This window comes from Pseudarthrobacter sp. LT1 (assembly GCF_035621795.1).
Taxonomy (GTDB): domain Bacteria; phylum Actinomycetota; class Actinomycetes; order Actinomycetales; family Micrococcaceae; genus Arthrobacter.
The window spans coordinates 564862-588967 of the sequence record NZ_CP141830.1 but is presented as its reverse complement, the minus strand read 5'-3'; the positions used below and the strand labels follow the sequence as shown (position 1 = coordinate 588967).

At 66.3% G+C, this 24106-nt stretch carries 27 protein-coding genes and 2 tRNA genes; 10 read left to right on the top strand and 19 right to left on the bottom strand.

The features are described 5' to 3' along the window. The first annotated feature begins 22 nt into the window (after nucleotides 1-22). Both VIK36_RS02875 and VIK36_RS02870 read left to right on the top strand, forming a co-directional pair. Complete coding sequence (locus VIK36_RS02875; protein WP_324643996.1) at nucleotides 23-694, top strand: CoA transferase subunit B; 672 nt, start codon at nucleotides 23-25, stop codon at nucleotides 692-694. Beyond that, complete coding sequence (locus tag VIK36_RS02870; protein WP_324643995.1) at nucleotides 691-1875, top strand: acetyl-CoA acetyltransferase; 1185 nt, start codon at nucleotides 691-693, stop codon at nucleotides 1873-1875. Before VIK36_RS02875 ends, VIK36_RS02870 begins: the two co-directional genes overlap by 4 nt. Nucleotides 1876-2001: 126 nt before the next feature. On the opposite strand, the gene VIK36_RS02865 is transcribed toward VIK36_RS02870, so the two are convergent. Both VIK36_RS02865 and VIK36_RS02860 read right to left on the bottom strand, forming a co-directional pair. After that, nucleotides 2002-2691: an ankyrin repeat domain-containing protein gene (locus VIK36_RS02865; protein WP_324643994.1), complete on the bottom strand. Its 690-nt coding sequence runs from the start codon at nucleotides 2689-2691 to the stop codon at nucleotides 2002-2004. Nucleotides 2692-2700: 9 nt separating this feature from the next. Beyond that, a complete protein-coding gene (locus tag VIK36_RS02860) occupies nucleotides 2701-3273 on the bottom strand; it encodes a heme-binding protein (protein ID WP_324643993.1) in 573 nt (190 codons plus the stop codon). Nucleotides 3274-3470: 197 nt separating this feature from the next. Here VIK36_RS02860 and VIK36_RS02855 point away from each other — a divergent pair, with 197 nt between their 5' ends. From VIK36_RS02855 to VIK36_RS02835, 5 genes are all read left to right on the top strand, one after another. Next, the gene (locus tag VIK36_RS02855) at nucleotides 3471-4703 is read left to right on the top strand and encodes a sensor histidine kinase (protein WP_324643992.1); all 1233 of its coding nucleotides are present in this window, start codon (nucleotides 3471-3473) and stop codon (nucleotides 4701-4703) included. Next, complete coding sequence (locus VIK36_RS02850; protein ID WP_255174292.1) at nucleotides 4700-5326, top strand: response regulator; 627 nt, start codon at nucleotides 4700-4702, stop codon at nucleotides 5324-5326. The genes VIK36_RS02855 and VIK36_RS02850 overlap by 4 nt, the downstream gene beginning before the upstream one ends. 132 nt (nucleotides 5327-5458) lie before the next feature. After that, nucleotides 5459-5662 (top strand): cold-shock protein, encoded by a 204-nt coding sequence (locus tag VIK36_RS02845; protein ID WP_013599688.1) that lies wholly within the window; start codon nucleotides 5459-5461, stop codon nucleotides 5660-5662. Nucleotides 5663-5783: 121 nt separating this feature from the next. Beyond that, nucleotides 5784-6119 (top strand): hypothetical protein, encoded by a 336-nt coding sequence (locus VIK36_RS02840; protein WP_224024689.1) that lies wholly within the window; start codon nucleotides 5784-5786, stop codon nucleotides 6117-6119. Between the two features lie 68 nt (nucleotides 6120-6187). Then, nucleotides 6188-6973, top strand: coding sequence for a MerR family transcriptional regulator (locus VIK36_RS02835; protein WP_255174291.1), 786 nt, complete (start codon nucleotides 6188-6190; stop codon nucleotides 6971-6973). A gap of 17 nt (nucleotides 6974-6990) precedes the next feature. Here the strand turns inward: VIK36_RS02835 and VIK36_RS02830 are convergent, their stop codons facing one another. The 4 genes from VIK36_RS02830 to VIK36_RS02815 all read right to left on the bottom strand — a co-directional run bounded on the left by VIK36_RS02830 (nucleotide 6991) and on the right by VIK36_RS02815 (nucleotide 10694). Next, nucleotides 6991-7659 carry a DedA family protein gene (locus VIK36_RS02830; RefSeq protein WP_255174290.1) on the bottom strand — a complete coding sequence of 223 codons (669 nt, stop codon included), beginning with the start codon at nucleotides 7657-7659 and terminating at the stop codon, nucleotides 6991-6993. A 119-nt stretch (nucleotides 7660-7778) separates the two neighbouring features. Then, nucleotides 7779-8555, bottom strand: a complete 777-nt coding sequence (locus tag VIK36_RS02825) for an enoyl-CoA hydratase (protein WP_255174289.1) — start codon at nucleotides 8553-8555, stop codon at nucleotides 7779-7781. Continuing rightward, entirely contained in the window at nucleotides 8552-9577 is a 1026-nt protein-coding gene (mmsB, locus tag VIK36_RS02820) for a 3-hydroxyisobutyrate dehydrogenase (RefSeq protein ID WP_324643991.1), read from the bottom strand. Before mmsB ends, VIK36_RS02825 begins: the two co-directional genes overlap by 4 nt. After that, on the bottom strand, nucleotides 9570-10694 hold the full coding sequence (locus VIK36_RS02815; protein ID WP_255174287.1) for an enoyl-CoA hydratase/isomerase family protein: 1125 nt from the start codon (nucleotides 10692-10694) through the stop codon (nucleotides 9570-9572). Before VIK36_RS02815 ends, mmsB begins: the two co-directional genes overlap by 8 nt. 160 nt (nucleotides 10695-10854) lie before the next feature. Between VIK36_RS02815 and VIK36_RS02810 the strand changes: the two genes are divergently transcribed. Next, nucleotides 10855-11661: an exodeoxyribonuclease III gene (locus VIK36_RS02810; protein ID WP_324643990.1), complete on the top strand. Its 807-nt coding sequence runs from the start codon at nucleotides 10855-10857 to the stop codon at nucleotides 11659-11661. Nucleotides 11662-11695: 34 nt separating this feature from the next. Next, nucleotides 11696-12580 carry a hypothetical protein gene (locus VIK36_RS02805; RefSeq protein ID WP_255174285.1) on the top strand — a complete coding sequence of 295 codons (885 nt, stop codon included), beginning with the start codon at nucleotides 11696-11698 and terminating at the stop codon, nucleotides 12578-12580. Nucleotides 12581-12600: 20 nt separating this feature from the next. Here the strand turns inward: VIK36_RS02805 and VIK36_RS02800 are convergent, their stop codons facing one another. The 5 genes from VIK36_RS02800 to VIK36_RS02780 form a co-directional block, all read right to left on the bottom strand. Next, nucleotides 12601-13656: a LacI family DNA-binding transcriptional regulator gene (locus VIK36_RS02800; RefSeq protein ID WP_324643989.1), complete on the bottom strand. Its 1056-nt coding sequence runs from the start codon at nucleotides 13654-13656 to the stop codon at nucleotides 12601-12603. A 156-nt stretch (nucleotides 13657-13812) separates the two neighbouring features. After that, nucleotides 13813-14061 carry a hypothetical protein gene (locus VIK36_RS02795; protein WP_236800876.1) on the bottom strand — a complete coding sequence of 83 codons (249 nt, stop codon included), beginning with the start codon at nucleotides 14059-14061 and terminating at the stop codon, nucleotides 13813-13815. After that, complete coding sequence (locus tag VIK36_RS02790; protein ID WP_255174283.1) at nucleotides 14058-14957, bottom strand: carbohydrate ABC transporter permease; 900 nt, start codon at nucleotides 14955-14957, stop codon at nucleotides 14058-14060. The genes VIK36_RS02795 and VIK36_RS02790 overlap by 4 nt, the downstream gene beginning before the upstream one ends. Further along, nucleotides 14954-15991: a sugar ABC transporter permease gene (locus VIK36_RS02785; RefSeq protein WP_324643988.1), complete on the bottom strand. Its 1038-nt coding sequence runs from the start codon at nucleotides 15989-15991 to the stop codon at nucleotides 14954-14956. Before VIK36_RS02785 ends, VIK36_RS02790 begins: the two co-directional genes overlap by 4 nt. A 7-nt stretch (nucleotides 15992-15998) precedes the next feature. Further along, nucleotides 15999-17288 (bottom strand): ABC transporter substrate-binding protein, encoded by a 1290-nt coding sequence (locus tag VIK36_RS02780; RefSeq protein ID WP_255174281.1) that lies wholly within the window; start codon nucleotides 17286-17288, stop codon nucleotides 15999-16001. Nucleotides 17289-17428: 140 nt separating this feature from the next. Between VIK36_RS02780 and VIK36_RS02775 the strand changes: the two genes are divergently transcribed. Next, the gene (locus VIK36_RS02775) at nucleotides 17429-19237 is read left to right on the top strand and encodes a glycoside hydrolase family 13 protein (protein WP_324643987.1); all 1809 of its coding nucleotides are present in this window, start codon (nucleotides 17429-17431) and stop codon (nucleotides 19235-19237) included. A gap of 35 nt (nucleotides 19238-19272) precedes the next feature. On the opposite strand, the gene VIK36_RS02770 is transcribed toward VIK36_RS02775, so the two are convergent. The 8 genes from VIK36_RS02770 to VIK36_RS02735 form a co-directional block, all read right to left on the bottom strand. Beyond that, a complete protein-coding gene (locus VIK36_RS02770; protein ID WP_255174279.1) occupies nucleotides 19273-19884 on the bottom strand; it encodes a hypothetical protein in 612 nt (203 codons plus the stop codon). Beyond that, nucleotides 19881-20519, bottom strand: coding sequence for a hypothetical protein (locus VIK36_RS02765; RefSeq protein ID WP_324643986.1), 639 nt, complete (start codon nucleotides 20517-20519; stop codon nucleotides 19881-19883). Before VIK36_RS02765 ends, VIK36_RS02770 begins: the two co-directional genes overlap by 4 nt. Continuing rightward, the gene (locus VIK36_RS02760) at nucleotides 20516-20896 is read right to left on the bottom strand and encodes a hypothetical protein (RefSeq protein ID WP_255174278.1); all 381 of its coding nucleotides are present in this window, start codon (nucleotides 20894-20896) and stop codon (nucleotides 20516-20518) included. Before VIK36_RS02760 ends, VIK36_RS02765 begins: the two co-directional genes overlap by 4 nt. Further along, nucleotides 20893-21084: a hypothetical protein gene (locus VIK36_RS02755; protein WP_159633655.1), complete on the bottom strand. Its 192-nt coding sequence runs from the start codon at nucleotides 21082-21084 to the stop codon at nucleotides 20893-20895. The genes VIK36_RS02760 and VIK36_RS02755 overlap by 4 nt, the downstream gene beginning before the upstream one ends. After that, nucleotides 21081-21530: an Asp23/Gls24 family envelope stress response protein gene (locus VIK36_RS02750; RefSeq protein WP_255174277.1), complete on the bottom strand. Its 450-nt coding sequence runs from the start codon at nucleotides 21528-21530 to the stop codon at nucleotides 21081-21083. Before VIK36_RS02750 ends, VIK36_RS02755 begins: the two co-directional genes overlap by 4 nt. 198 nt (nucleotides 21531-21728) lie before the next feature. Next, nucleotides 21729-23321, bottom strand: a complete 1593-nt coding sequence (locus VIK36_RS02745; RefSeq protein WP_324643985.1) for a glycoside hydrolase family 68 protein — start codon at nucleotides 23319-23321, stop codon at nucleotides 21729-21731. A gap of 535 nt (nucleotides 23322-23856) precedes the next feature. Next, nucleotides 23857-23932: transfer RNA gene (locus VIK36_RS02740), tRNA-Phe, on the bottom strand. A gap of 48 nt (nucleotides 23933-23980) precedes the next feature. Then, nucleotides 23981-24054, bottom strand: a tRNA-Asp gene (locus VIK36_RS02735). Between the last annotated feature and the right edge of the window lie 52 nt (nucleotides 24055-24106).

Here is a 24106-nt window from a genome sequence, read left to right as displayed (position 1 = left end):
TAGAAGACCAAGGAGAAACCCCATGGGATGGACCAGGGATGAAATGGCTGCCATCGCGGCCGAGGAACTGAACGACGGCGACTACGTGAACCTGGGGATCGGCATCCCCACGCTGGTGGCCAACAACCTGCCCGAGGGCGTGCGGGTGGTCCTGCAGAGCGAAAACGGCCTGCTGGGCATGGGCCCGTTCCCCTTTGAGGGCGAAGAGGACGCGGACCTGATCAACGCCGGCAAACAGACCGTGACGGTCCTGCCCGGCGGCAGCATCTTCGACTCCGCCACCTCCTTCGGCATGATCCGCGGCGGGCACGTCAAGGTGGCCATCCTGGGCGCCATGCAGGTCTCCGGCAATGGCGACCTGGCCAACTGGACCATCCCGGGCAAGATGGTCAAGGGCATGGGCGGCGCCATGGACCTGGTGGCCGGAACGCCGCGCGTGGTGGTCCTCACCGAGCACAACGCCAAGGACGGCACCGCAAAGATTGTGCGCGAGTGCACGCTGCCGCTGACCGGGCTCAGCTGCGTGGACCGGATCATCAGCGACCTCGCCGTCTTTGACCTTTACAAAACGGACGACGGCGGGCGGCAGCTCACGCTGACCCGCCTGGCACCGGGGGTCACCGAAGAGGAGATCCGTGAGAAGACCGAGGCCGGATTCGACATCCGGCTTGAGACCAAGGAAGTGGTGGCATGAGCCTGAAGGAACAGTTCGGGAAGGACGTCCTGCTCACCGGCTGGGGACACAGCCGGTTCGGCAAGCTGACGGAGGAGACCCTCGAGTCCCTGATCGTCCAGGTGGCCACCGAAGCGATCGGCAATGCCGGAATCGACCCCGGGCAGATCGACGAGATCTACGTGGGCCAGTTCAATTCGGGCATGATGCCGCTGGCTTTCCCGTCCTCACTGGCCCTGCAGGTCTCCCCGGCACTGGCCAACGTCCCCTCCACACGGGTGGAAAACGCCTGCGCCTCCGGGTCGGCCGCTTTCCAGCAGGGCACCAAGTCACTGCTGGCCGGCACCGCGAAGACGGTCTTGGTGATCGGCGCCGAGAAGATGACCCACGCCGGTGCAGACGTGGTGGGTGCCGCCCTGCTCGGCGCTGACTATGACATGGCCGGCAAGCCCTCCACCACCGGCTTCACCGGTCTTTTCGCCGAGGTCGCGAAGCACTACGAAAAGCGGTACGGACCCGTTTCCGATGTGCTGGGCAGCATCGCGGCGAAGAACCACCGCAACGGCGTCGACAACCCCTACGCCCAGCTCCGCAAGGATCTTGGGGAGGAGTTCTGCCGGACTGTCTCGGACAAGAACCCCATGGTGGCGGACCCGCTGCGGCGCACTGACTGTTCACCGGTTTCCGACGGGGCGGCCGCCGTCGTGCTGTCCGTCTCCCCCACCGGCGGCACCACCGCCCCGGTCCGGCTCGCGGGCTTCGGCCAGGCCAACGACTTTTTCCCCGCCGAGCGCCGGGACCCCACCGCTTTCGCAGCCACCCGCGCTTCCTGGCAGCGCGCCATGGCGATGGCCGGCGTCGGCCTGGCGGACCTGGACTTCGCGGAGGTGCATGACTGCTTCACCATCGCGGAGCTGCTCATGTACGAGGCCATCGGCCTGGCCGAACCCGGCCAGGGTGCCACGGCGGTGAAGGAAGGCTGGGTCTTCAAGGACGGCAAGCTTCCCATCAACGTCTCCGGCGGCCTCAAGGCCAAGGGCCACCCGGTGGGTGCCACCGGCGTTTCGCAGCACGTCATCGCCGCCATGCAGCTCACCGGTACTGCGGGCGACATGCAGCTCCGGGCGCCACGGCGGGCGGCTGTGCAGAACATGGGCGGCGTGGGCATCGCGAACTATGTCAGCGTGCTTGAGGCCGTCTGAGCTGAGGGACTGCTGAATTTCCCCGGCTTCCAAGCCCGACGGCGGCGCGTCGCACCGAAAGTGCGGGGCGCCGCCGTCGTTATCAGGCAAAGGTGGGCAGGCTCGGCGGCTCGGCACGCCGACGGGCTAACCCCGGCCCCGGATCGCGGCGGCAATCTCCGAAAAACCGAGCCGCTCAGCGTTCTGCAGCGCCGTCCGGCCTTCCGGGTCGCGGATTCCGGGGTCTGCGCCGGCCGCCAGCAGCAGCCGCACCACCTCCTGCTGGCGCGGCCCGCCGTTGTTGAGCAGGATGGCCTCCTGCATGGCGGTCCAGCCAAGGTTGTTGACATGGTTGACAGGAACTCCCGCCGCAATGAGGACCTTCACCGTTTCCACGTGTCCGTGCTCGCTGGCCGGGATCAACGCCGTCCCGCCGTAGCGGTTGATGCTGGTGACGTCCGCGCCGGCGGCCAGCGTCAGCTGCAGTACCTCGTTGAGCCCCTGCGCCCCGGCGTACAGGAACGCGGAGTCCTGGATCGGGTCTTTGGCGTTGACATCGCCACCCCGGCGGATGAGTTCGGCCACCAACGGGGCGTTGTTGGCTTTGGCGGCTGCAATGAGGTCCTGGTCCAGCTGTGCCTGGTCCGCGGGAGACAGTGCGGGTGGGGACGCAGTGGAAGGTGGCGTCGGGGTCCCGGCACCGGCGCCGGGACTGACCGAGGCAGCGGATGGTGGGGTATCCACTCCCTGCGGCTGGCCGGGACTGGCCTGGCACGCGGCAAGGAGCAACCCCAGCGCGGCCACGGTCATGAGTGCTGCAGTGCTGCCAGGCCTCATGCGTCCTGCCTATTTCGCAGCGCCGGCGATGGCTTCCGCGCCGGCCGCCGCGCAGGCTTCGTCCAGGGCGCCGTCGGGGGCCCCGCCGACGCCGATGCCGGCCACGGAGACACCGTTGACCTTCAGTGGGACACCGCCTGCGAGGAACAGGGTGCCCGGCAGGTCCGCGATTGAGGGACCGTTGCCGTTGACCCCCTTGGACAACTCGCTGGTAGGGGCACCGAACGCGGCTGCCGTATAGGCCTTCTGCTTTGCCGCTTCGATGGTGTGGGCGGCGGCGTTGTCACCCCGGAGCAAAGCCTGGACCGTACCAAAGCGGTCAACGAGGGCCACCGTGACGAACGGCAGCTTGTCGGCCTGGCACTTTGCGAGCGCAGCAGCGACGGCCTGGGCGGAGGCGCCGGCTGCTATGCGGTTTTGCTGCACCACGGTTTCCGGAGCCGGCTGGACATCAACGGCGGGTACGACGACGGGTGCTTCCGTAGTGCCCGCGGTACCGGCGTTGGCGGCAGCCGTTGCTCCGGCAGTTATCAGGAGGGCTCCGGCTGCGGCAGCGGCGAGGGCTTTGGTGGACTTCTTCAAGGTATTTCCTTAGGTCAGGGAGGGATCGTGTTGCCGCTTTCCATGTTTCCGGGAAACACCGGCCCTGCCATCGGGCCTTCGTCTGGTCCCGGCTCCGACGAAAGGCCAGCCGTATCAGCCAAAAGGCTGAGGCACCGGACAACCGGTGAGCCCTAGCATGGAAGGCAGCACTTCCCGCCACCAGATCCGGATCCAGCATGCCCGCCAGAGACACCCCCCAGCACACCGGGCCAGCCCAAGCCGTCGCCGGTCAGGGCGCCGCGTGCTCCCGCCGTCCCGTGCCTCCCAGCGCCAAAGGCCGGCCGGGCAGCATCGAGGCAGCCGTCCACCTGGGCTTCGCCGTCCTCCTGGTGGCCTCGGTGGTGCGGTACGTCATGCGGCATACCCCGGCCGACAATCTCCTGGTCCTGGGACTCGCCGCTGCCGCCTGCGTGCTCTACGCCGTCGTGGCCCTGCTCTCGGTGCAGGACCGCCCCGGAACCCCGTGGATGGTGGCCCTGGTGACTGTCTGGGCGGTCCTGGTCGTGGCTGCGCCGAGTTTCGCGTGGTGTTCCTTCGCTCTTTTCTTCCTCTGCAGGAGCGCCCTGCGCGGTGCCGCGTCCTACGTCCTGGCGGGCGCCATCACACTCGCCACCGCCGCCGGCCTGTTCCGGCTGGGCAACGGCACCGACCTGGCCATGTTTTTGGGGCCCTTGGCCGTGGGCGCCATGCTGACACTGATTTACGACCGGATACAGCACGACGCCGAGGAGCAGCGCCGCCTGCATGCGGACATTTCCCTGGCCCAGGGCCAGCTGGCCGCCAGTGAGCGCCGGGCGGGCACCATTGCCGAACGGGAGCGGGTGTCGCGGGAAATCCACGACACTGTCACCCAGGGCCTCGCCAGCAGCCTGCTCCTGCTCGAGGCCGCCGGCCGCGGATGGCCCAGTGCAGCAGCCCGTGACGGCCTTCTCCAGGCCACCAGCCTGCTCCGCGCGAACCTGGCGGAGACCCGGAGCCTGGTCCATGAGCTGGCCTCGCCCGGTTTGGAATCGGTTCCATTGCCGGAGGCACTGCTGGCCACCGCCTGCCAGTACGTTCCCGGGACCACGCTGCTGGTGACTGGTGAGCTGCGGCCGGTCTCCGCTGACGTTCGCCACGCCCTGCTGCGCGTAGTGCAAAGCGCTGCGTCGAACATCCTGCTCCACGCGGCCGCGTCGGCGGCCACGGTAACCCTGGGCTTCCTGCCGGACGCCGTGACTTTGGACATTTACGACGACGGCGACGGCTTCGATCCGGCGGCGGCAGCTCCGCCGTCGCACGCGGGAGGCTATGGGCTGCGGGCCATGCGGCAGCGGGTGGAGCAGCTGGGCGGAACATTCTCCGTGCAGAGCGCCCCCGGCGACGGAACAATCGTGGCGGCGCAGCTGCCGGTGGAGGCAGGCAGATGAACGGCATCACCGTCCTGCTGGTGGACGACCACCTGGTGGTCAGGAGCGGACTGCGTGCACTGCTCAGCACGGAGCCGGATATCGAGGTGGTGGCCGAAGCCGCATCCGGCGAGGATGCCCTGCACCTGGCCCAGGCTCTCTCCCCCTCGGTGGTGGTGATGGACCTTGCCATGGGGCCGGGCATGGATGGGCTCGAAGCCATCAGGCGGATCAGGGACCTCAACGGCCGGCAGGCCATCCTGGTGTTCACCACGTACGACTCCGATGCCGATATCGTCCGCGCCGTGGATGCCGGCGCCATGGGCTACCTGTTGAAGGACGCTGCCCCGGAGGAGATTTTTGCGGCCATCAGGGGTGCGGCCGTGGGCAGGAGCGTGATGAGCCCGCCGGTGGCATCCCGGTTGTTCCAGCAGCTCCGCAATCCCGACGAAGTCCTGACGCCACGGGAGGCCGAGCTGTTGGGCCTCCTCACCGAGGGCCTCAGCAACCGCGAACTCGGCCGGCGACTCTTTATCTCCGAGGCCACGGTCAAAACCCATTTGGCGCACATCTATGCCAAGCTCGGCGTGGACACCAGGGCGGCCGCCATCGCCACCGCGATCCGCCGCGAAGGCATGCGCTGACGGCACTTTATGGCGCCTACCCTTGCACCCAGAGCCTGAGCCCCGTACGTTGGGGTCTGTGGGGGACTAACTCCCGCACACTCCGGGACGTTCCCCGGGGAGAGAATCAGAGTCACATGAAGGAATGCAGCCATGGCAACAGGCACAGTTAAATGGTTCAACGCCGAAAAGGGTTTTGGCTTCATTGCCCCCGATGACGGGTCCGCTGACGTATTCGCCCACTACTCGGCAATCGCCAGCAGCGGCTACCGCTCACTGGACGAGAACCAGAAGGTCGAATTCGATGTGACCCAGGGTCCCAAGGGCCCGCAGGCAGAGAACATCCGCCCGCTCTAAGTCTTCGGCGGCCTCCGGTATACGCCGGGACCCCATCCAGCGGTTCCTCCAACCCAGGTTGGAGGAACCGCTGTTTTTGTGCGCAGCGTCTCTGGGTTTCCGTATTTGGGATAATTGATTCATGACCGGACAGGACCAGGACAGGGATCCCTGGGAGGAGTTTGACTCCCTTGGCCCCGCAGCACCGGACCGTGTCCCCGGACAGCCCGGCGGGGAGCCGCACGGCTTCGGTTTCCGGACGGGGGTCCGCAGCGCCCGGGTCGCCGTCGGCTTCGCCGTCTACGCGCTGGCCTTGGGGACCATCCTGGCCCTGACCGGATGCGTCGTCTTCATCAGCCGGCAGCAGTGGCTGCTGCTGGGCCTCATGCTGCTCATCGAGGCCATCTTTGTTTTCGCCTTCACGCGCTTGGTGGCCCAGGCCAGGCGCCGCAGGCCCCACGGCCGGCGGGTTGGGTGACGGTCAGCCGCCCTTGACCTTGACCTTGACCTTGACCTTGACGCAGCGTCAATGCCTAGGCTCGGAGCATGCAGGATTTCCCCGACGCCGGCGGCAGGGACTGGTCCATCCAGGACGTGGCCAGGATCGCCGGCACCACCAGCCGCACGCTCCGGCACTATGACGAGATTGGCCTCCTGACGCCCAGCCGGGTGGGCCACAACGGCTACCGGTATTACGACGGCGCCGCCCTCCTCCAGCTCCAGCGCATCCTTTTGCTGCGGGAACTGGGCCTGGGCCTGCCGGCGATCGGGGAGCTCCTCCAGCGCCGGGCGGATCCCGTGGCGGCACTCAGCCGCCATCTCGACTGGCTCGGCCGGGAGCAGGAGCGGCTGGCCCTGCAGGCCGAATCAGTCCGGCAAACAATCGAAACAGTAAAGGCAGGAGGCCAGCTGATGGCAGAGAACATGTTCCAGGGCTTCGACCACACCGAATACAAGGATGAAGTCGAGGAGCGCTGGGGCAAGGACGCCTACGCCACATCCGACTCATGGTGGCGCGGAATGGCGGCAGCGGAAAAGCGGGAGTGGAAGTCCATGGCAGAGGGCCTTGCCCGGGACTGGACGGCGGCTGCGGGAGCCAGGCTTGCTGCCGACGGGCCGGAAGCGCGGGAGCTGGCAGGGCGGCACGTGGCATGGCTGAAGTCCATCCCCGGAACACCTGCGGCCCAAAGCGGCGGGGATATCAGGAGATACGTCACCGGGCTGGCGGACATGTACGTGGAAGACCCCCGTTTCGCCGCCAACTACGGCGGCCCGGAGGGGGCACGCTTCGTCCGGGCCGCCCTGCACAGCTTCGCGGAGAAGTACCTCTAGGGCACCGGGAGGCTGCCTCAGCGGCCTACGTCCACCCGTTGGGCCCTGGCCCGCTTGGTCCGCCGGAGGACGAGCAGCACCACCGCAACGGCCAATGCGCCATAGACCGCGTAGTTCAGGAACCTGGAGTACTCCTCTATGAGCCGGTACTGGGTGCCCAGGAGATAGCCCAGCCCAATGAGGGCACCGTTCCACAGCCCGCTGCCGGCAAGGGTGAAGAGGGTGAATGTTCCCAGCGGCATGGCCGCCGCGCCCGCCGGCAGGGAGATCAGGCTGCGGACCCCGGGCAGCAGGCGGCCGAAGAAAATGGACGACCTGCCGTGCCGCCGGAACCAGCCCGCCGCGTGCTCGAAGTCTTCCCGGTCCACCAGTGGCAGCTTGGACAACCCCCGGATGGACCGGTCCAGCCCTAACTTGGCCCCCAGCAGGTAGAGCAACAACGCCCCCAAATACGCACCAAGGGTACTCGTGGCAAAGACGAGGAAGAGATTCAGGGAGCCCTGCTTGGCAAGATACCCCGCAAGCGGGAGGATCACCTCGCTGGGGATAGGCGGCACCACAGTCTCCGCGAGGGTAAACGCCCCCACGCCCCACTCCCCCAGGGCGTCGATGGACCTCGCGGCAAAGCCCACGATTCCCGTAAGTCCCTCGGTGGGACTGGCTGCACCGGTCATCATCGTCCACATACGCTTACCCCGTTCCGCTGCATGCCGTGGCCGCGTGCTGGCCCGTACTCCCTACCTTACGGGGACCGGCGGACGCATGCCGTGCCGGCCCCGCCCGTCAGGGCATGCAAGGGCCCGGACTAGCGGTGCTTGAATTCCGGCTGGCGCTTCCCGGTGAACGCCGCCATGCCTTCCTTCTGGTCCTCCGTGGCGAACAGGGAGTGGAAGAGCCGCCGTTCAAACACCACCCCCTGGGCCAACCCGGTTTCGAAGGCAGCATTCACGGCTTCCTTCGCTGCCATCGCCGCAGGCTTTGACTTCGCGGCGATCACCCCGGCTGCCTTGAGTGCCTCGGACACCACGTCTGCCGCCGGAACCACCCGGGAGACCAGCCCGCACCGCTCTGCTTCCTCAGCGTCGATGAACCGGCCGGTGAGGATCATGTCCATGGCCTTGGCCTTGCCCACGGCCCGCGTGAGGCGCTGCGAGCCGCCCATGCCCGGGAGCACGCCCAGGTTGATTTCCGGCTGCCCGAACTTGGCGTTGTCCCCCGCGATGATCAGGTCGCACATCATGGCCAGTTCGCAGCCGCCGCCCAGGGCAAAGCCGGATACCGCGGCGATGGTGGGGATCCGCAGGCGGGTGAAGTCTTCCCAGCCCCGGAACCAGTCCGCCACGTACATGTCCATGTAGCCCTGGTCCGCCATTTCCTTGATGTCGGCGCCCGCAGCGAAGGCCTTGCCGGAGCCGGTGATCACGACGGCACCGACCCCGGGATCGGAATCCATGGCGGTGACGGCGGCCACCAGCTCTTCCATGGTGGCCTTGTTCAGTGCGTTCAGTGCCGAGGGCCTGTTGAGGGTCACCAGCCCTACCCTGCCCTGCTGCTCCACCAGGATGTTGGCGTACTCCGTCATTCGGGACTCCCGTCGTCGTGTGCTGTTGTGGCCCTGCGCTGGTCCGGCAACTCCGTGCCGCTGTGCTCCCCTGCGGGACCGTCCCCGGCCTGCCGCTCCGAGGCGCCGCGGATTTCGGTGATGATGGCGGAGAAGTCGCGGCCCGCGCCGCCCTCCGCGGCAAACCTATCGTAGATCCGGGCGGCGAGCGCTCCCATCTGCCCTGCCACCCCGGTACTGCCGAGCGCGTTGACGGCCAGGTTGAGGTCCTTGGCCATGAGGGCCGAGGCGAAGCCCGGCTGGTAGTCCCTGTTGGCGGGGCTGGTGGGGACCGGCCCGGGCACAGGGCAGTTGGTGGTCAGCGCCCAGCACTGCCCTGACGCGGCGGAGGCGACGTCGAACAGGGCCTGGTGGGTCAGGCCCAGCTTTTCCCCCAGCACGAAGGCCTCGCTGACCGCGATCATCGAGACGCCCAGGATCATGTTGTTGCAGATTTTGGCGGCCTGTCCCGCTCCGTGGGCACCACAGTGCACCGCCCGCTTGCCCATCACCTCCAGGAGCGGCCGCACTGCCTCGAAGTCCTCCGCTTCACCGCCGGCCATGAAGGTCAGGGTGCCTGCCTCCGCTCCCACCACGCCACCGGAAACGGGGGCGTCAACGGAACGGTGGCCCGCTTCGGTGGCCAGGCGCGCGGCTTCCCGCGCCTCTTCCACATTGATGGTTGAGCAGTCCAGGAACATGGTCCCGGGCCGCGCGGCAGCCAGCAGCCCTGGTTCCTCCGGTTGTCCAGAATGTCCAGCGCCGCCCCGGTAGGCGTCCAGGACGTGCCGGCCGCTGGGAAACATGGTCAGCACCACGTCGGCGCCCGCCAGCGCATCCACCGCGCTGGTTGCCATCGGAACACCCTGTGCCCGGGCAGCCTCCACGGCTGCCGGCACCACGTCGAACCCGGTCACGCGGTAACCGGCACGGATCAGGTTCAGGGCCATGGGACCGCCCATGTGTCCAAGGCCCAGAAAGGCCACAGCGCCCGTTTCAGGCATGGTCCGCCTCCTTCACGTCCAGGTCCGGCCCGGGCTGCAGGTCCAGTTCCCCGCCGTCCAGCGGCTGGAAGAACCTGTCCACCTGCGCGGGCAGCACCTCGGCCAGCGTGGCCGGTTTCCACTGCGGGTTCCTGTCCTTGTCCACTACCTGGGCGCGGATTCCCTCGCGGAAATCAGGTCCGGCCAGGAGGCGGATTCCTACCCGGTATTCCTGGGCCAGGGCCTCATCAAGGGTCAGGTTGGCGGCCCGGCGCAGGGACGCCAGGGTGACCTTGACCGAGGTGGGCGACTTGGCTTCGATGGTGTCCGCCGCTTCCGTGGCATCTTCCCGGCCAGGCCCGGTCCAGGCCCGGAGCCGGGCAACAATTTCCCCGGCATCGTCGCTGGCGTAGCAGGCATCGATCCAGTCCCGCTGCCCGGACAGGGCTGAGGCCGGAGGCTGTTCGGCGCAGCGGGCGACGGCGGCTTCCGGGCTTTCGTCCTCCAGCGCCGCCACCAGCCGGGGCAGCGCGTGTGACGGGACGTAATGGTCGGCAAGGCCCAGGAACAAGGCATCGCCGGCGTCAAGGTGTGCCCCGGTCAGGGCCGCGTGGGTTCCCGTTTGGCCCGGCGCGCGGGACAGCAGGAAGGTGCCGCCGACGTCGGGGGCGAACCCGATGGTTGTTTCCGGCATCCCCATTCTGGTCCGCTCGGTGACCACGCGGACATTCCCATGCGCCGAGACACCCACGCCGCCGCCAAGGACCAGGCCGTCCATGAGGGCAACATAGGGCTTTGGGTACCGGGCAATGAGCGAGTTCACGCGGTACTCGGTCTGCCAGAAGCCGGCGGTCCGGTCTCCGCCGTGCAGCATGTCCTTGTAGATGGCCACGATGTCTCCGCCCGCGCACAGGCCCCGCTCCCCGGCGCCCTGCACCAGGACGGCCGCCACGCCGTCGTTCCCTGCCCATGCGGTGAGCTGCCGCAGGAGCAGGTCCACCATTCCGGCGGTGAGCGCATTGACCGCCCGTGGCCTGTTGAGGGTGATCACGCCGAGCTGGCCTCGGCGGTCAAAAAGCACTTCCGCGGTTCCGTTCCCTGCCGTGCTGTCCGTGATGTTGCCCGTAGCTGCCGTCATCGGCTGGTGCTCCTTCGCATGGTGGCCGGACGTGTGATCCAGGTCATTCTGGTGCGAATATACCCGCCGCCTGCTGCCCGGGACCAACCGTGCCCGCGCCGCGGGCGGGGCCCTTCGAGGGCTTTACCTGCCGCACGGCTGCCAAGGTAAGTTAGGAACCGTGAAGATAGCTACCTGGAATGTGAACTCGCTCCGTGCCCGCGCCGACCGCGTTGAAGCCTGGCTCCAGCGCAGCGACTGCGACGTCCTGGCCATCCAGGAGACAAAGTGCAAGGACGACAACTTTCCGTGGGAACTCTTTGAACGGATGGGCTACGAGGTGGCCCACTTCGGGGTGAACCAGTGGAACGGCGTGGCCATCGCCTCCCGGGTGGGGCTTGAGGACGTGGAACGGACGTTCCTGGACCAGCCCTCGTTCGGCAAGGCCGGCAAGGATCCCGTCCAGGAAGCCCGGGCCATGGCTGCCACGTGCGGCGGCATCCGTGTCTGGAGCCTCTACGTCCCCAACGGCCGCTCCCTGGACGACGAACACATGCCGTACAAGCTCAAGTGGCTGGAAAGCCTCAAGACGCACGCCCAGGCCCTGGTCACGGACAACCCGCAGGCGCAGGTGGCCTTGATGGGTGACTGGAACATCGCGCCTTTTGACGACGACGTCTGGGACATCGACCTGTTCATCGCCAACCGGTCCACGCACGTCAGCCCTCCGGAGCGGGAGGCGTTCCACGCGTTCGAGGCGGCCGGCTACACCGACGTGGTGCGCCCCTACACCCCCGGCCCGGGCGTCTACACCTACTGGGACTACACCCAGCTGCGGTTCCCCAAGAAAGAGGGCATGCGGATCGACTTCGTCCTGGCCTCCCCCGCGCTGGCGGCCCGCGTCACCGGCGCCTCGATCGACCGCGAGGAACGCAAGGGCAAGGGCGCCTCTGACCACGCTCCCGTGCTGGTGGAACTGGCGGACTGATGACTGCACCCTGGACCCTTCCAAGGAGACCGTGATGACGGGGAACCTCTACCGGGGCCAGGCCGGCCTGCCATTTTCCTCCACCCTGCGCGTCTACGAACCTCTGGAAGCCTTTCCGGAGGAACAACGCCCGGCCATCAAGGCCGCCGGCGCGCAGGCCATGTCCCGCGCCGCCGTCGAAAATGCGGAACTGCTGGCGTCGCTGGGACGTATCACCCGCACGGGCGGCGATCCGTTCCCCACGGGCCGGACCGACCTGGTGCGCGTCACCACGGCGCCGGAAAGCGGAACGGCCGACGACGGTGCTGACGCCGGCACTGAGCCAGTCCTCCTGTATTGCCCCAGCCAGCTTGTCCTGCGCGCCGGTCTGGCTGCGAACGCCCTGATGGAGGGAATCCACGGCCCGCTGGCCGAACTGCTGATTCCGGAGGAGCAGCGGGACCGGCACCAGGAGCGGATCGACCTGGTGAAGGCCCGTGACGGTTCCGTCCGCGTCCACACCCGGGCGTCAACCTGGGGCATTCCGTTCAGCTGGTTCTCATTGTTCATGGAATCCGACCGCAAGGATGTGGTGGAAGCCGCGGGGCGCATCCTCACCGTCCGCGTCTGGGCGCCCATCACCGACGCACTGGAGCGGGCCCGCTACGCGGTGGCCAACCTGGCCCTCGCCGCCCCGGACCTGGATATGCTCGATGACCTGGCGCAGCTGACGGAATGGCTTGAGCTGTTCCACGTGAATTCCATGGTGGAGCTGGACTACGGTGCCGTGGCGGACAAGGTGTACCCGGACGAATCCCCCATGGACATCAGGCTGGGCATCGAATGCCTGGCCGAGGGTGACATGACGGGCGCCGCCGCGGCCTACCGGCGGCTGGCCTCGCGCTGGATTCCCATCCGGCAGCTGGCCCGCGCGTCGTAACGGTCCCCGGTTTCCTGCTGTTAGGGGTTTTGGGGAGGCGCAGTGGTGCGCCGAATGATCAGTTCGTGGGGGGCGACGGCGGAACGGACCGCACCGGCCTCGCCATCCAGCTCGTCCAGCAGCATCTTGGTGGCCAGTTCGGCCTGCTCGTCCGGGCGTTGCCCCACGGTGGTCAGGCCTATGGCATCGGCAAAGTCGTGGTTGTCGATGCCCACCACGGACAGTTCGCCGGGGACGCTGACGCCCATGCGGTTGGCCTCAAAAATGACCCCCATGGCCATTTCATCCGAGGCGCAAAAGATGGCGGTGGGCTTCTGCCCCGGCCGGGACCACAGCCGGCGCAAGGCTTCCTGGCCGCTGCGGACGGTGAAGTCCCCCCACTCATCCCATTCCGGCCGGGTCGGCAGGCCGGCGGCCGCCATCACGTCCTTGAACGCCAGGATGCGCACCCGGGGGACGTCGAAATTCAAGTCGGTCTCGTCGTCGCCATGCAACAGGGCAATGTCCCGGTGTCCGAGGTCGATCAGGTGCCGGACCGCGGTGGACGCGGCAGCATAATCGTCAATGCCGATGTACGGGCATTCCTCAACGTGCCCTCCCACCACAATCAGCGGAATATCGATCTTCTGCAGGTGCTCGATCTCTTCGTGGCTGAGCGCCATACACAGGACCAGCAGCGCGTCGATCTGCTTGTAGACCATGGTCTTGCTGAAAAGCCGTTCCCGGTTGCTGCCATGGCCGCCAAGGTTGAACAGCGAAAGATTGTAGTGGCGGGCATGCAGTTCCCGGTCGGCGCCCTCGATGGCCTTGGAGAAGAACCACCGGCTGACGAACGGGGCCAGGACACCAATGGTCTTGGTGCGTCCGGTGGCCAGGCCGGAGGCCGAAGATGAAGCGACATAGCCCAGGTCCCCTGCCACTTCCAGGATTTTTTTCCTGGTGGCCGGCGAAACCCGCGGCAATCCGCGGACTGCCCGGGAGACTGTGGCGGTTGAGACTCCGGCGGCAGCCGCCACGTCCTCGATGCTGACGCCGTTATGGCCGCCCCGCTGGGACCTTTCCGTTGTCCGTGCCACCGTGTCCCCTCTTTAACTCCTTTGCGGCGTAGGGCCGGCCGGCCCTGCGTTTACCCCGGCCCTGTATTTTTCCACTCCGCGGGCAGGCAGTGTTAACCGGCCCGGTGGCCGCGCATGCACCACCATCACGGCGGCGGCCCGGCGCCGTCCGCATTCCTACCTGCGGGCCGGGAGTTTCCGGCGGAGCCGGACCATGCCATACAGGGCCAGCAAAGTTGCCAGCAGTCCCAGCGCCCATCCAAGGGCAGGCTGGGCAGTAACTTCCATCCACACAGTGACCACCAGGAGGACCAGGGCCCAGAATGCGAGGAAGCCAATGATGATGTCGAAGTCCTCGCCCGAGCGGACCAACCGGCTGCGGTTTCCCGCCCCCGGTGTGCGGGGGCGGGAACCGTTGTCCGTCACTTGACTGCACCTGCCGTGAGGCCGGCGACAATCTTGCGCTGGAAGACCAGCACCAGGATCACCAGCGGAATGGTGACAATGGTGCCTGCGGCCATGATGGCCGTGTACGGGATCTGGTTGGGCTGTGCGCCGGCGAAGTTGGCGATGGCCACCGTCACCGGCTGGGTTGCGTCGCTGGACAGCTGGCTGGCAATCAGGAACTCATTCCACGAGGAAATGAACGCCAGGATTGCCGTGGTGAAGATTGCCGGTGCAGCCAGGGGCATGATGACCTTGCGGAAAGCCTGTCCCTGGGTGCAGCCGTCCACGCGTGCCGATTCCTCAAGCTCCCAGGGCATTTCCCGGAAGAACGAGGTCATGGTGTAGACCGTCAGCGGGAGCACGAAGGAGATGTTCGGGATAATCAGTGCCTGGTACGTACCCATCCAGCCGATATTGGTGAACAGCTGGAAGAGCGGGGTGATCAGGGCAACGCCGGGGAACATGGAGGCGCCCAGGATGAAGCCGAGTACCAGGAACTTGCCCTTGAAGTTCAGCCGGGCAAGTGCGTAGGCGGCGAACACACCAATGAGCAAGGAAACGATCGTCACCACGCCGCCGATGAACACACTGTTCAACAGTGCCTGGCCGAACCTGTTGCCAAAGGACGTATCGAAGGCGGTCTTGAAGTTGTCCAAGGTGACGTGGGTGGGCAGGATGGACGTGTCGTAGGTGAACCCCACCTCACGGAAAGCGGTCACCACCATCCAGTACGCCGGCGCCAGGCACCAGATCAAAATGACGATGGCACTGACATAGGTCCTGCCCTGGGCCCACTTTTCCCGGTTCTGGGCAGCCTTACGGCCTTTGTCCTGGCGTGCCCGCAGGGCGGTGGCGTCTGCTGTTGCCGTGGTCATTTCTTCCCCTTTCCTGTGGCACCGCTCTGCTCAACCACGTTTGCCCCGAGGAAGCGGACAAAGATGAAGGCGACGAGGAAGATGATGATGAACGTGATGGTGGACAGTGCGGCCGCCGAGTTGAAGCCTTGCCTGATCTGGTTGATCACCAGGATGGACAAAGTGGTGGTGTTGTTCGCACCGCCGGTGAGGATGTACGGCAGGTCGAACATGCGCAGCGCGTCCAGCGTACGGAACAGGACTGCCACCATCAGCGCCGGCTTGACCAGCGGAAGGGTGATCAGGCGGAACCGCTGCCAGGCAGTGGCGCCGTCCACCTTGGCTGCCTCATAAACTTCCGCCGGAATCATCTGCAGGCCGGCAAGGATCAGCAGCGCCATGAACGGCGTGGTCTTCCAGACGTCGGCAATGATCACGGCCCACTTGGCCGGCCACTCGCTGCCTGTCCACAGGATGGTGGTATTGAACAGCTTGTTGGCGATGCCCTCGAAAGCGAAAATGAAGAACCAGAGCTTGGCCGTCACAGCAGTAGGGATGGCCCAGGGCACCAGCACGGCGGCGCGGACCAGGCTGCGTCCGCGGAACGTACGCGCCATGATCATGGCCATCCAGAAACCCAGGACAGTTTCGAACGCCACAGTCACTACCGTGAAGAAGAACGTGGTGGCTGTAGCGGACCAGAACTGCCCACCCAGGGTGCCCGGCGGGCAGGCTACGGTTCCGCCGTCCGGTGCCGAACACTGCTGCGCCAGCCAGTTGACGTAGTTCTGAATACCCGCCGGGCCGCCTGCGGTGAAGAGGCCCGTGGCCGGATCCAGGCCGGCATCCTTTTGGAAGGACATAACAATGGCGCTGATGATCGGGTAAACGATCACCACGGCGAGGGCGATGATGGTGGGGGCGAGGAGCCAGGAGGCCCAGCGCCCCTGGCTTGCAATCCTGTTGTCCTCCCCCACGCCCTTGGGCGCGTGATGGACGGGGGTACCGCCCGACGCCGGTGACTTGACCGGCGTCGGGCCTAGTTCGGTTGCCATGGCAGAACTACGATCCCGCACCGGCGGATTCGATGGACTTCTGCATGTCAGAGAGTGCGGTTTCCACGGACTTTTCTCCCTTGATTGCGGAGTAGGCGTTCTCTTGGATTGCCTTGGTGACAGCCGGGTAGAAAGGCGTCACCGGACGCGGCACAGCGTTTTCGATGGACGTCTTCAGGACCGGCAGGTAGGGCAGCTTGGCAACCAGTTCCTGGTCCTCATACAGCGAACCAAGCACCGGGGCCAGGGAGCCCTGCGTAGCGTAGAACTTCTCGGTTTCGGCCGAAGTCATGAACTTCAGGAAGTCCAGCGCGGTGGCCTTGTTCTTGGAGTAGACACTGACGGCGAGGTTGTGGCCGCCAAGGGAGGAGGCACCGGGGCCGTCCTTGCCCGGCAGGGCAGCCAGGCCGGTCTTGTCCTTCACAGCCGACGAGCCTTCAGTGGTGATCAGGTTGAATGCGTAGGGCCAGTTGCGCAGGAACATGAGCTTGCCGCTCTGGAACGCCTGGCGGCTGTCCTCTTCCTTGTAGGTGATGGCTTCCTTGGGAATGTTGCCGTCAGCGTAGGCCTTCGCCAGGTTCCCCAGGCCGGCCTTGGCCTCGGAGGTGTTCAGGTCGGGCTTGCCTTCCTTGTTGAGGACCGAGCCGCCGGCCGAGTTGATGGCCTCGGAAGCATTCACCGTGAGGCCCTCGTACTTGCTGAACTGGCCTGCGTAGCAGCCGATGTTGTTCTGCTTGGCGATGGAGCACATGCTCATCATCTCGTCCCAGGTCTTGGGCGGGGTGGGAACCAGGTCCTTGCGGTAGTACAGGATGCCACCGTCAGAGGTCTGCGGAGCCGCGTACAGGGTGCCCTTGTACGTTGCGCTGTCCACGGTGGGCTTGAGCATGGCGCTGGTGTCGATCGCCATCTTGTCCTTCAGCGGCTGCAGCCAGCCCTTGGCTGCGAATTCCGCGGTCCAGACAACGTCCACATCCACAACGTCGTAATCGGACTGCTTGGCCTGGAAGTGCTGGACGATGTCATCGTGCTGCTGGTCGGCCTGGTCGGTCTGTTCCTTGAAGGTGACCTTTTCGTTCGGGTGGGCCGCATTCCACTTATCGACCAGGGGGCGGACAACGTTGCTGTTGTCCTTGCCCTGTACATACGTGATGGGGCCGCGGCCGTCGAGGTTGGCGTCAGCGTCGCTGCCCCCACCGCCCGTGGTGCCCCCTCCACCTCCGCCGCCGCAGGCGGACAACGTAAGGGCCAGAATGCCGGCAGTGGCAGCCGGAAGCAGGAATCTCGGGGTTTTCATTAGCTTGAAGCTCCTCGCTGAGTGACAAGTAAGTCGACAGTGCGCTTGCTAGGTGAGGTTGATGTGGTGACCATCACACTAGTAAGGTTGCTGTCTGCAATGCAAGCGTTTACATCAAAAAGTTATCAGAGGGGAACCAAATGACAGATCCGTCCGTTCCCGCGCCGCGTCCAGCCTCCCACGCGTGGTGGGCCGACGCCGTGGTCTACCAGATCTACCCCCGTTCGTTCGCCGATGGCAACGGCGACGGGATGGGCGACCTGGGCGGCGTCACGGGAAGGCTTCCCTACCTTCAGGCCCTCGGGGTGGACGCAATCTGGCTGTCACCCTTCTACAAGTCGCCCCAGGCAGACGGCGGTTACGACGTGGCGGACTACCGCCAGGTGGACCCCCTCTTCGGCTCGCTGGCTGACTTTGACGCCATGTTGCAGGAAGCCCACCGCCTCGGCCTGAAGGTCATCGTGGACCTGGTTCCCAACCACACCTCGGATGAACATGCATGGTTCCAGGAGGCGCTGGCGTCCGCCCCGGGAACTCCTGCACGGGACCGGTATATCTTCAGGGACGGCAAGGACGACGTGCCAGGATCCGGCGACGGCAACCGGGCTCCCAACAACTGGAAATCCATCTTTGGCGGGCCGGCCTGGAGCCGCGTGAATGAAGCCGACGGGACACCGGGCCAGTGGTACCTCCACCTCTTTGACACCCGGCAACCGGACCTGAACTGGGACAACCCGGAAGTCCAGGAGGAGATGCGTTCAGTGCTGCGCTTCTGGCTGGACCGCGGCGCCGACGGCTTCCGGGTGGACGTCGCCCACGGATTGGTGAAGGAGGCAGGGCTTCCGGATTGGGATGGCGTTGCAGTCATGGTGGAGGGAACCTCCGCTCCCCACCGGGAAAGCCACCTGCCCGGTGACGCTCCGCACGCCCACACCGATGCCGAGGAACCCCACAGGGCAGTGTCCCCCATGTATCCGCCGTCGCCCTTCTTCGACCAGGACGGGGTCCACGCCATCTACCGGGACTGGAACCACGTCCTGGCCGGATACGGCGGGGACCGCATGATGGTGGCCGAGGCCTGGGTGGAGCCGGCCGAGCGCCTGGCCCGCTATGTCCGGCCGGACGAAATGCAGCAGGCCTTCAACTTCGATTTCCTGCTGGCGGGGTGGGATGCCGAACGGATGGCGGACGCCATCGACGCATCCCTGGCAGCGGCAGCATCAGTGGGGGCCCCGTGTACGTGGGTGCTCAGCAACCACGACACCGTACGGCACACCACCCGGTTTGGACTCAAGGATCCCACGACGTTTCCGAAAGGCATCGGCCCCGCCGACGAACAGCCCGACCCAGCACTGGGCCTTGCCCGCGCCCGTGCCGCCACGTTGGTTGAGCTGGCACTGCCTGGTTCCGCCTACCTCTACCAGGGAGAGGAACTGGGGCTTCCCGAGCACACTGCGCTTCCCGACTCCGCCAGGCAGGACCCCACGTTCTTCCGGACGCATGGGGCTGAAATCGGGCGTGACGGCTGCCGTGTCCCGCTGCCGTGGGCCCAGGACCAGCCCGGGTTCGGATTCTCCGGGGCACTCTCCGCCAAGGCGTCCGGGCCCTGGCTTTCCCAGCCGGAAAGCTTTGGCCCCTTGGCCGCCGACCAGCAGGATGGCGAGGAGGGCTCAACCCTTGAGCTGTACCGGGCAGCCCTGGCCTTCAGGTCAGCACAGCAGCTGGGCAGCGGCAGCGTGGAATGGACTGATGAACACGCGCCGGACAGCGGACTGCTGGCGTTCCGGAACGGGGATGTGGTGGTCCTGTCCAACCTGGGCTTCGCCTCCGCCCCTGTGCCGGAGGGCTACACCGTGGTGCTCTCAAGCGGTCCCGAGCCGGTCGATGAATGGGCCGGGATGCGGGAGGTGCCCGTGGACAGCACCGTGTACCTTCTGGGCGGCCGGTAGCAGCAGGGTGCCCGGGCTGCCCACGCAGAGGCAGTTCAGCGGACGCGCTCTGCCCGGCTGAAGCGTGTCCGCGCCCCGGCCCCGATGTGGATGAGGACGGGAATCTCCTTGCCCACAACAGACTCCAGGGCATTCAGGAGCCCGGAGACCTCGGCTGCGAGGAGGTGCGGGGCCACCCCTTGGCGTGGCAGGAGCCGGACCTTCAACGCCGGGGAACCCTTCACGTCGTAGGTGGTGACGGTGGCGCCTGCCAGGTCCGGCCGTCCTTCAAGGGCCTGCCGGAGGGCCTGCTCGGCCACCCCGCCGCCGATCCGGACGTCGCCGGGAGTCTCTCCGGGATCGTATTCCGCGGCCAGCAGGTTTGACCGGCCCTTGCCTTGCTGGGCGATCCAGGCAACCATGAGCCCCATCAGTGCCAGGAGCGCCAGCGCCACGACGATCCACAGCCAGCTCTCCGGCCGGCCCGGGAACCGGGCGGACTCGAACAGCCGGCTGACACCGTCCCATGCTCCGGCGGACCAGGAATGCCACCAGGAGCCCACCGGGGGCACGGTTGCCAGCAGCACCAGGAGGAGTCCGGTGCCCAGCAGGATCAGGCCCAGCACGGTGAGCAGGATGCGGTTGAGCAGTGCCGGGGTGCTGTTCATGCTCCGATCACCCCGGACGGGGTCACATTGATGCGCGGAACCGGCGCCGGCTCCAGCAGCATCTGGTCCAGCTCGTCCCGCACGGCCTCAAGGACACGGTCCGGGTCCACGGGCACACCGGAGGTTGGCCGGACGTTCACCAGCACCTGGCGCTGGGAGACGACCACCATGACCTGGTCGGGGGTGACATTGGCCGCCAGCCGCGCGCGCCGGGCGATCGAGGATGCGACGACCTCGTCATCCACCACCACGGCCGGAAGTCCCTCGCCCGGGGCGCCGGCCAGGAGATGGCGGGCACGTTTCCCGGGAAGGATTCCGTTGAGCAGGAAAACCAGTCCCAGCATCGCCAGCACAGCACCGATCGCTGCCAGCAGCAGCGGGGGGATTCCGGCAGGCAGGTCGACGATGCGCTGGGCAGCCACCTGCGGCTCGATCAACCAGGCCGGCTGCCCCACGGCATGCACTCCGGACTCGAGGACGCCGTAGCCGGCCAGCACCAGGACCAGGACGGCGCCCACGACCGAGACCACGGCCCTGGAGGAATGGGTTTCGCGGTAAACCACCCTGCCCATGTCCGGGCCGTTGTTTCTCCGGGATCCGCTGTTGGCCCGGCGGCTTTCCACCCTGCTGCTCACCGTACCCGCCCTCCTCTGCTGATCTTTGCCCCGCTGACTCGGATGTCCACCCGGCTCAACTGCGAGCCGCTCAGTTCCGAGACCCTTGCCAGGATGCTTTCCTTGGCCTTCACCGTGCGGTCCCAGATGGATCCGCCCGCGATCTCGACCCTGGCAGGGTCCAGCACCACGGACTGCAAAGGCGGGATGCTGATGGGGGTGACGAGGGACAAGGCCAGCAGGCCGTCGTCGTCCGTCCAGTCCGCGCGCACGTCCTGGGCGTCGACCCCCAGCGCCTGCGCCGCAGCTGCCTTGGCAAGGCTGGTCAGCGCCTGGGTGCTGATCCGGTTATGGCCGCTGAGCGCCTGCCCACGCACAACGGGCGCGGGCGAGCTCATGAGGAGGAGCGCCGGCCGGTGATGGCGTCGAATATGCCGCGCAGGTCCAGCTTTCCTTCGGCGGCACGGCCCAGGAGCGCCCCGATGGCCATGAACAAAAGGGAAACGAGAAAGCCCCACAGGCCGAACTGCAGGGACATGAATGCCACGAAGGCGCCCATGGCCGTGCCTGCCACGGTGAGGTTCACAGCAGCGCCTCCCGTTCGGGAGCAACCGGCGCGGTTGTCTTGACGGGCGGCGGCACGTAGACGTCCGTGATTTCGACATTCACCTCGATGACCTGCAGCCCCACGAGTTCTTCGACCGCGCGGTAAACGGCGGCCCGGACGTCATTGGCCAGTGCATGCAGGGGCGTTCCGTAGCTGGCCACCAGGGTGATATCCACGGCTACCTGTGTTTCGCCCACTTCCGCGTGGACGCCGGCGGCATGATCGGAACTTCCGACTGCGTCACGGATGGCGCCCAGGGCACGGGACGGGCCCGAACCCAGGGAGTAGACGCCGGGGACCGACCGCGCGGCGATCCCCGCGACTTTTGCCACGGCGGTCTCGGAAATTACGGTCCGTCCCGGACCAGGAGCCGGACTGGCGGCAGGACGGCTTGGCACCACGGGGTGCGGGTTCTGGTATTCCATCAGGCACTCCCCCTTCTGTTGGTTCCACCCTATAACCAGGCTGCGGCACATGTGCTGGAAAACCCCCGCGCGGGCCGCACCGCAGAAGGCGTTCCGTGCCGGGGATTTCCGTGCCGGGTTAAAAGGAACCAGGCGGGAATCCCGTGGGGGCTCCCCGCCTGGTTCACGTGCGGCGACCAGCCGCTGGTGCGTGAGGACCTACTTGTAGAGGCCTTCGCCGCCAACCCTCACATTGGTGGGCAGGTAGCCGAACGGGCCCAGGCCGTTCCGGCCAAAGTTCCTGTCCACCTGGGACACACCGTTGCGGAAGTTGATCTTCACCGTCGGTGACAGGGAGCCGCCACGGACGCCGTTGACGTTGTCGATGAAGGACTGCACCAGGCCGCCGGGCTGCACATAGTGCGAATATGCCTGGAACTGCCGGCCGTTCTGGTTCGGGGTGGGTGCCTCCGGGGACTCGGACGGAAGGTTCAGGTCCGTGGGCGAACCTAAGGCCAGGCCGCTGTTGTTCATCGGCTGGTAGTCCGAGCGGATGCCGTCGCCCACGAAGCCGTACACGCCGTCGGGACCGCGCATGCCCGCAGCGTAGGTGAACTGGTGGCTGATGGTGAACAGGTAGTACTTGTTCTTGCCGTTTTCATTCTGGATGAAGATCTGCGGACGCTCGGTCTGGTCGTTCACGCAGTTGCCGGAAAGGATGGGCGGAAGGAAGGACCACTTGGTCAGGTCCTTGTTGTCCGCCACTGCCAGCCCCACGTTGGCTGTCTGGAAGTAGGCACCGCTGTTCTGGACGTCGGTAACGCTCTCCGCATGGGGGTCACCGGGCCGGTAGCCCAGGTCCTCGGCCTTGCACTGGTAGTCGCCGCGCTTTGCTGCTGTGTTGCCTTCGAACACCATGTACGTCTTCCCGGGGTTGGCCGGGTCCACGAACGTGTAGGGGTCGCGGAATGCGAATCCGGCGTTCTGCGCCTTGGTCTGGTACATCTTTCCGTCCGGTTCCAGCAGCTTGGTGTGCTGGAACCCGTCAAACGTGACGCCGTTCTGGTCGGCATGAATGTTTCCCAGCGCCTTGGCAATCACAGCGTCCGGGGCAATTCCACCGCCGCCGGCGTTCCGCTCAGCCACATCGTAGAAGGTAGTGGCCGTGTAGAAGACGTTCACGTGGTTGCCCTGCATCAGGCGCGTGGAACCGGACCATTCGGTGTTGCCGATGGAGGTGTTGTCCAGGAACAGGTGTCCACCGTATTTCCACTTGTCCTTGGCCGGGTCCGCGTTGGTCTTCCGGAAGAAGTAGCCGATCCGGGCGTTCCAGTGGCGCTGGTCGAAGCCGTATCCGGCGTGCCGGTCAGCGACCAGGGAGAAGATGACGTCCCAGCCCTTGTAGCTGATCTGGTTGGCGTTTTCGTCCGTCAGGGACCAGGTGTCCCAGACCCAGACGTCGTCGTTCATGGCGGGGAAGTCCTGCGGGATTTCCGGCATGGTGACGTCCGGGCTCATGGAGTTGGCGCCCGGGGAGACCGTGGAGTCGCTCTGCGCCATGATCTGGCGTGCGTCTGCGCGGGTCCACTTGGAGGTGAAGTCCGACGCCGGGTCGAAGGCCTGCTGCGTGTGTTGCGTGGGCAGGGGGAAGCCCGGGGCGGGGGCCGGCATCTGCTGGACGGCAGGCGGGTCGGAAGGCTCGTTGGCCTGTGCCGCGGGGACGGCCAGGAAGGCCGAGGCAGCCAGGGTTGCCGCCAGCGCCGCGGCGCCGGTGCGCCACCGCAGCAGCCGGTGTTGGGGGTGCTTGTGCATGTCTTGCTCTTCTCGCGGAGTTGTAACTATTCGTGGAAGGCGGGCGAGTGCCCATGACCCCGAAACCAACCGCGGCCCCGGCAACACCTCTGGCGTCATCCGGGACGCCGTTGTGTTGTGGGGGTTCCAGGCCTGGGTAGGGCCTGCCTGGCCGATGGAAAGCGTGCTGTCCTTCGGCCGCGCTCAACCGTAGACGGGGTGGAGGGAGCACTTCAAACCCTGTTTCGGTAGCCGGAACTGGTTACTGCCCAGTAGAGTGCAAGCGCTTACGCAAGTCATCGCGCGCGCGTGCCACATCCCGTCAGCAGGGGTCAAATGTTTCGTCAGGCCCCCGAGAATTTTTTCAGCGCGGGATGCGTTGTTGCGTGCACCACGTCCGCGCCCCCTGCAGCCGGGCGGCCGTCGTGGGGCAGCGCCAGGCACCAAGGTCCTGGCGGCCGCTTCAGGTATAGGGACTGGGTGCGGGGTCACGTGCACGCAATGCACGGCTTTAAATGAAGAAAAGCACCAGTTCCGAAGAACTGATGCTTCCCAGTGGTGGCTCCGACCGGCGTCGATCCGGTGACCTTTCGATTTTCAGTCGAACGCTCTACCAACTGAGCTACAGAGCCTAGGTGACTAGTCACCATGACAGCCGGAATTTCTTCCAACAATCAGAGCGACCCTGACGGGACTTGAACCCGCGACCTCCGCCGTGACAGGGCGGCGCGCTAACCAACTGCGCTACAGGGCCTTGCGTTTCTTGCTTTTGCAGTATCTCTACCGCTTTTTTCAAGGCTTCCAGC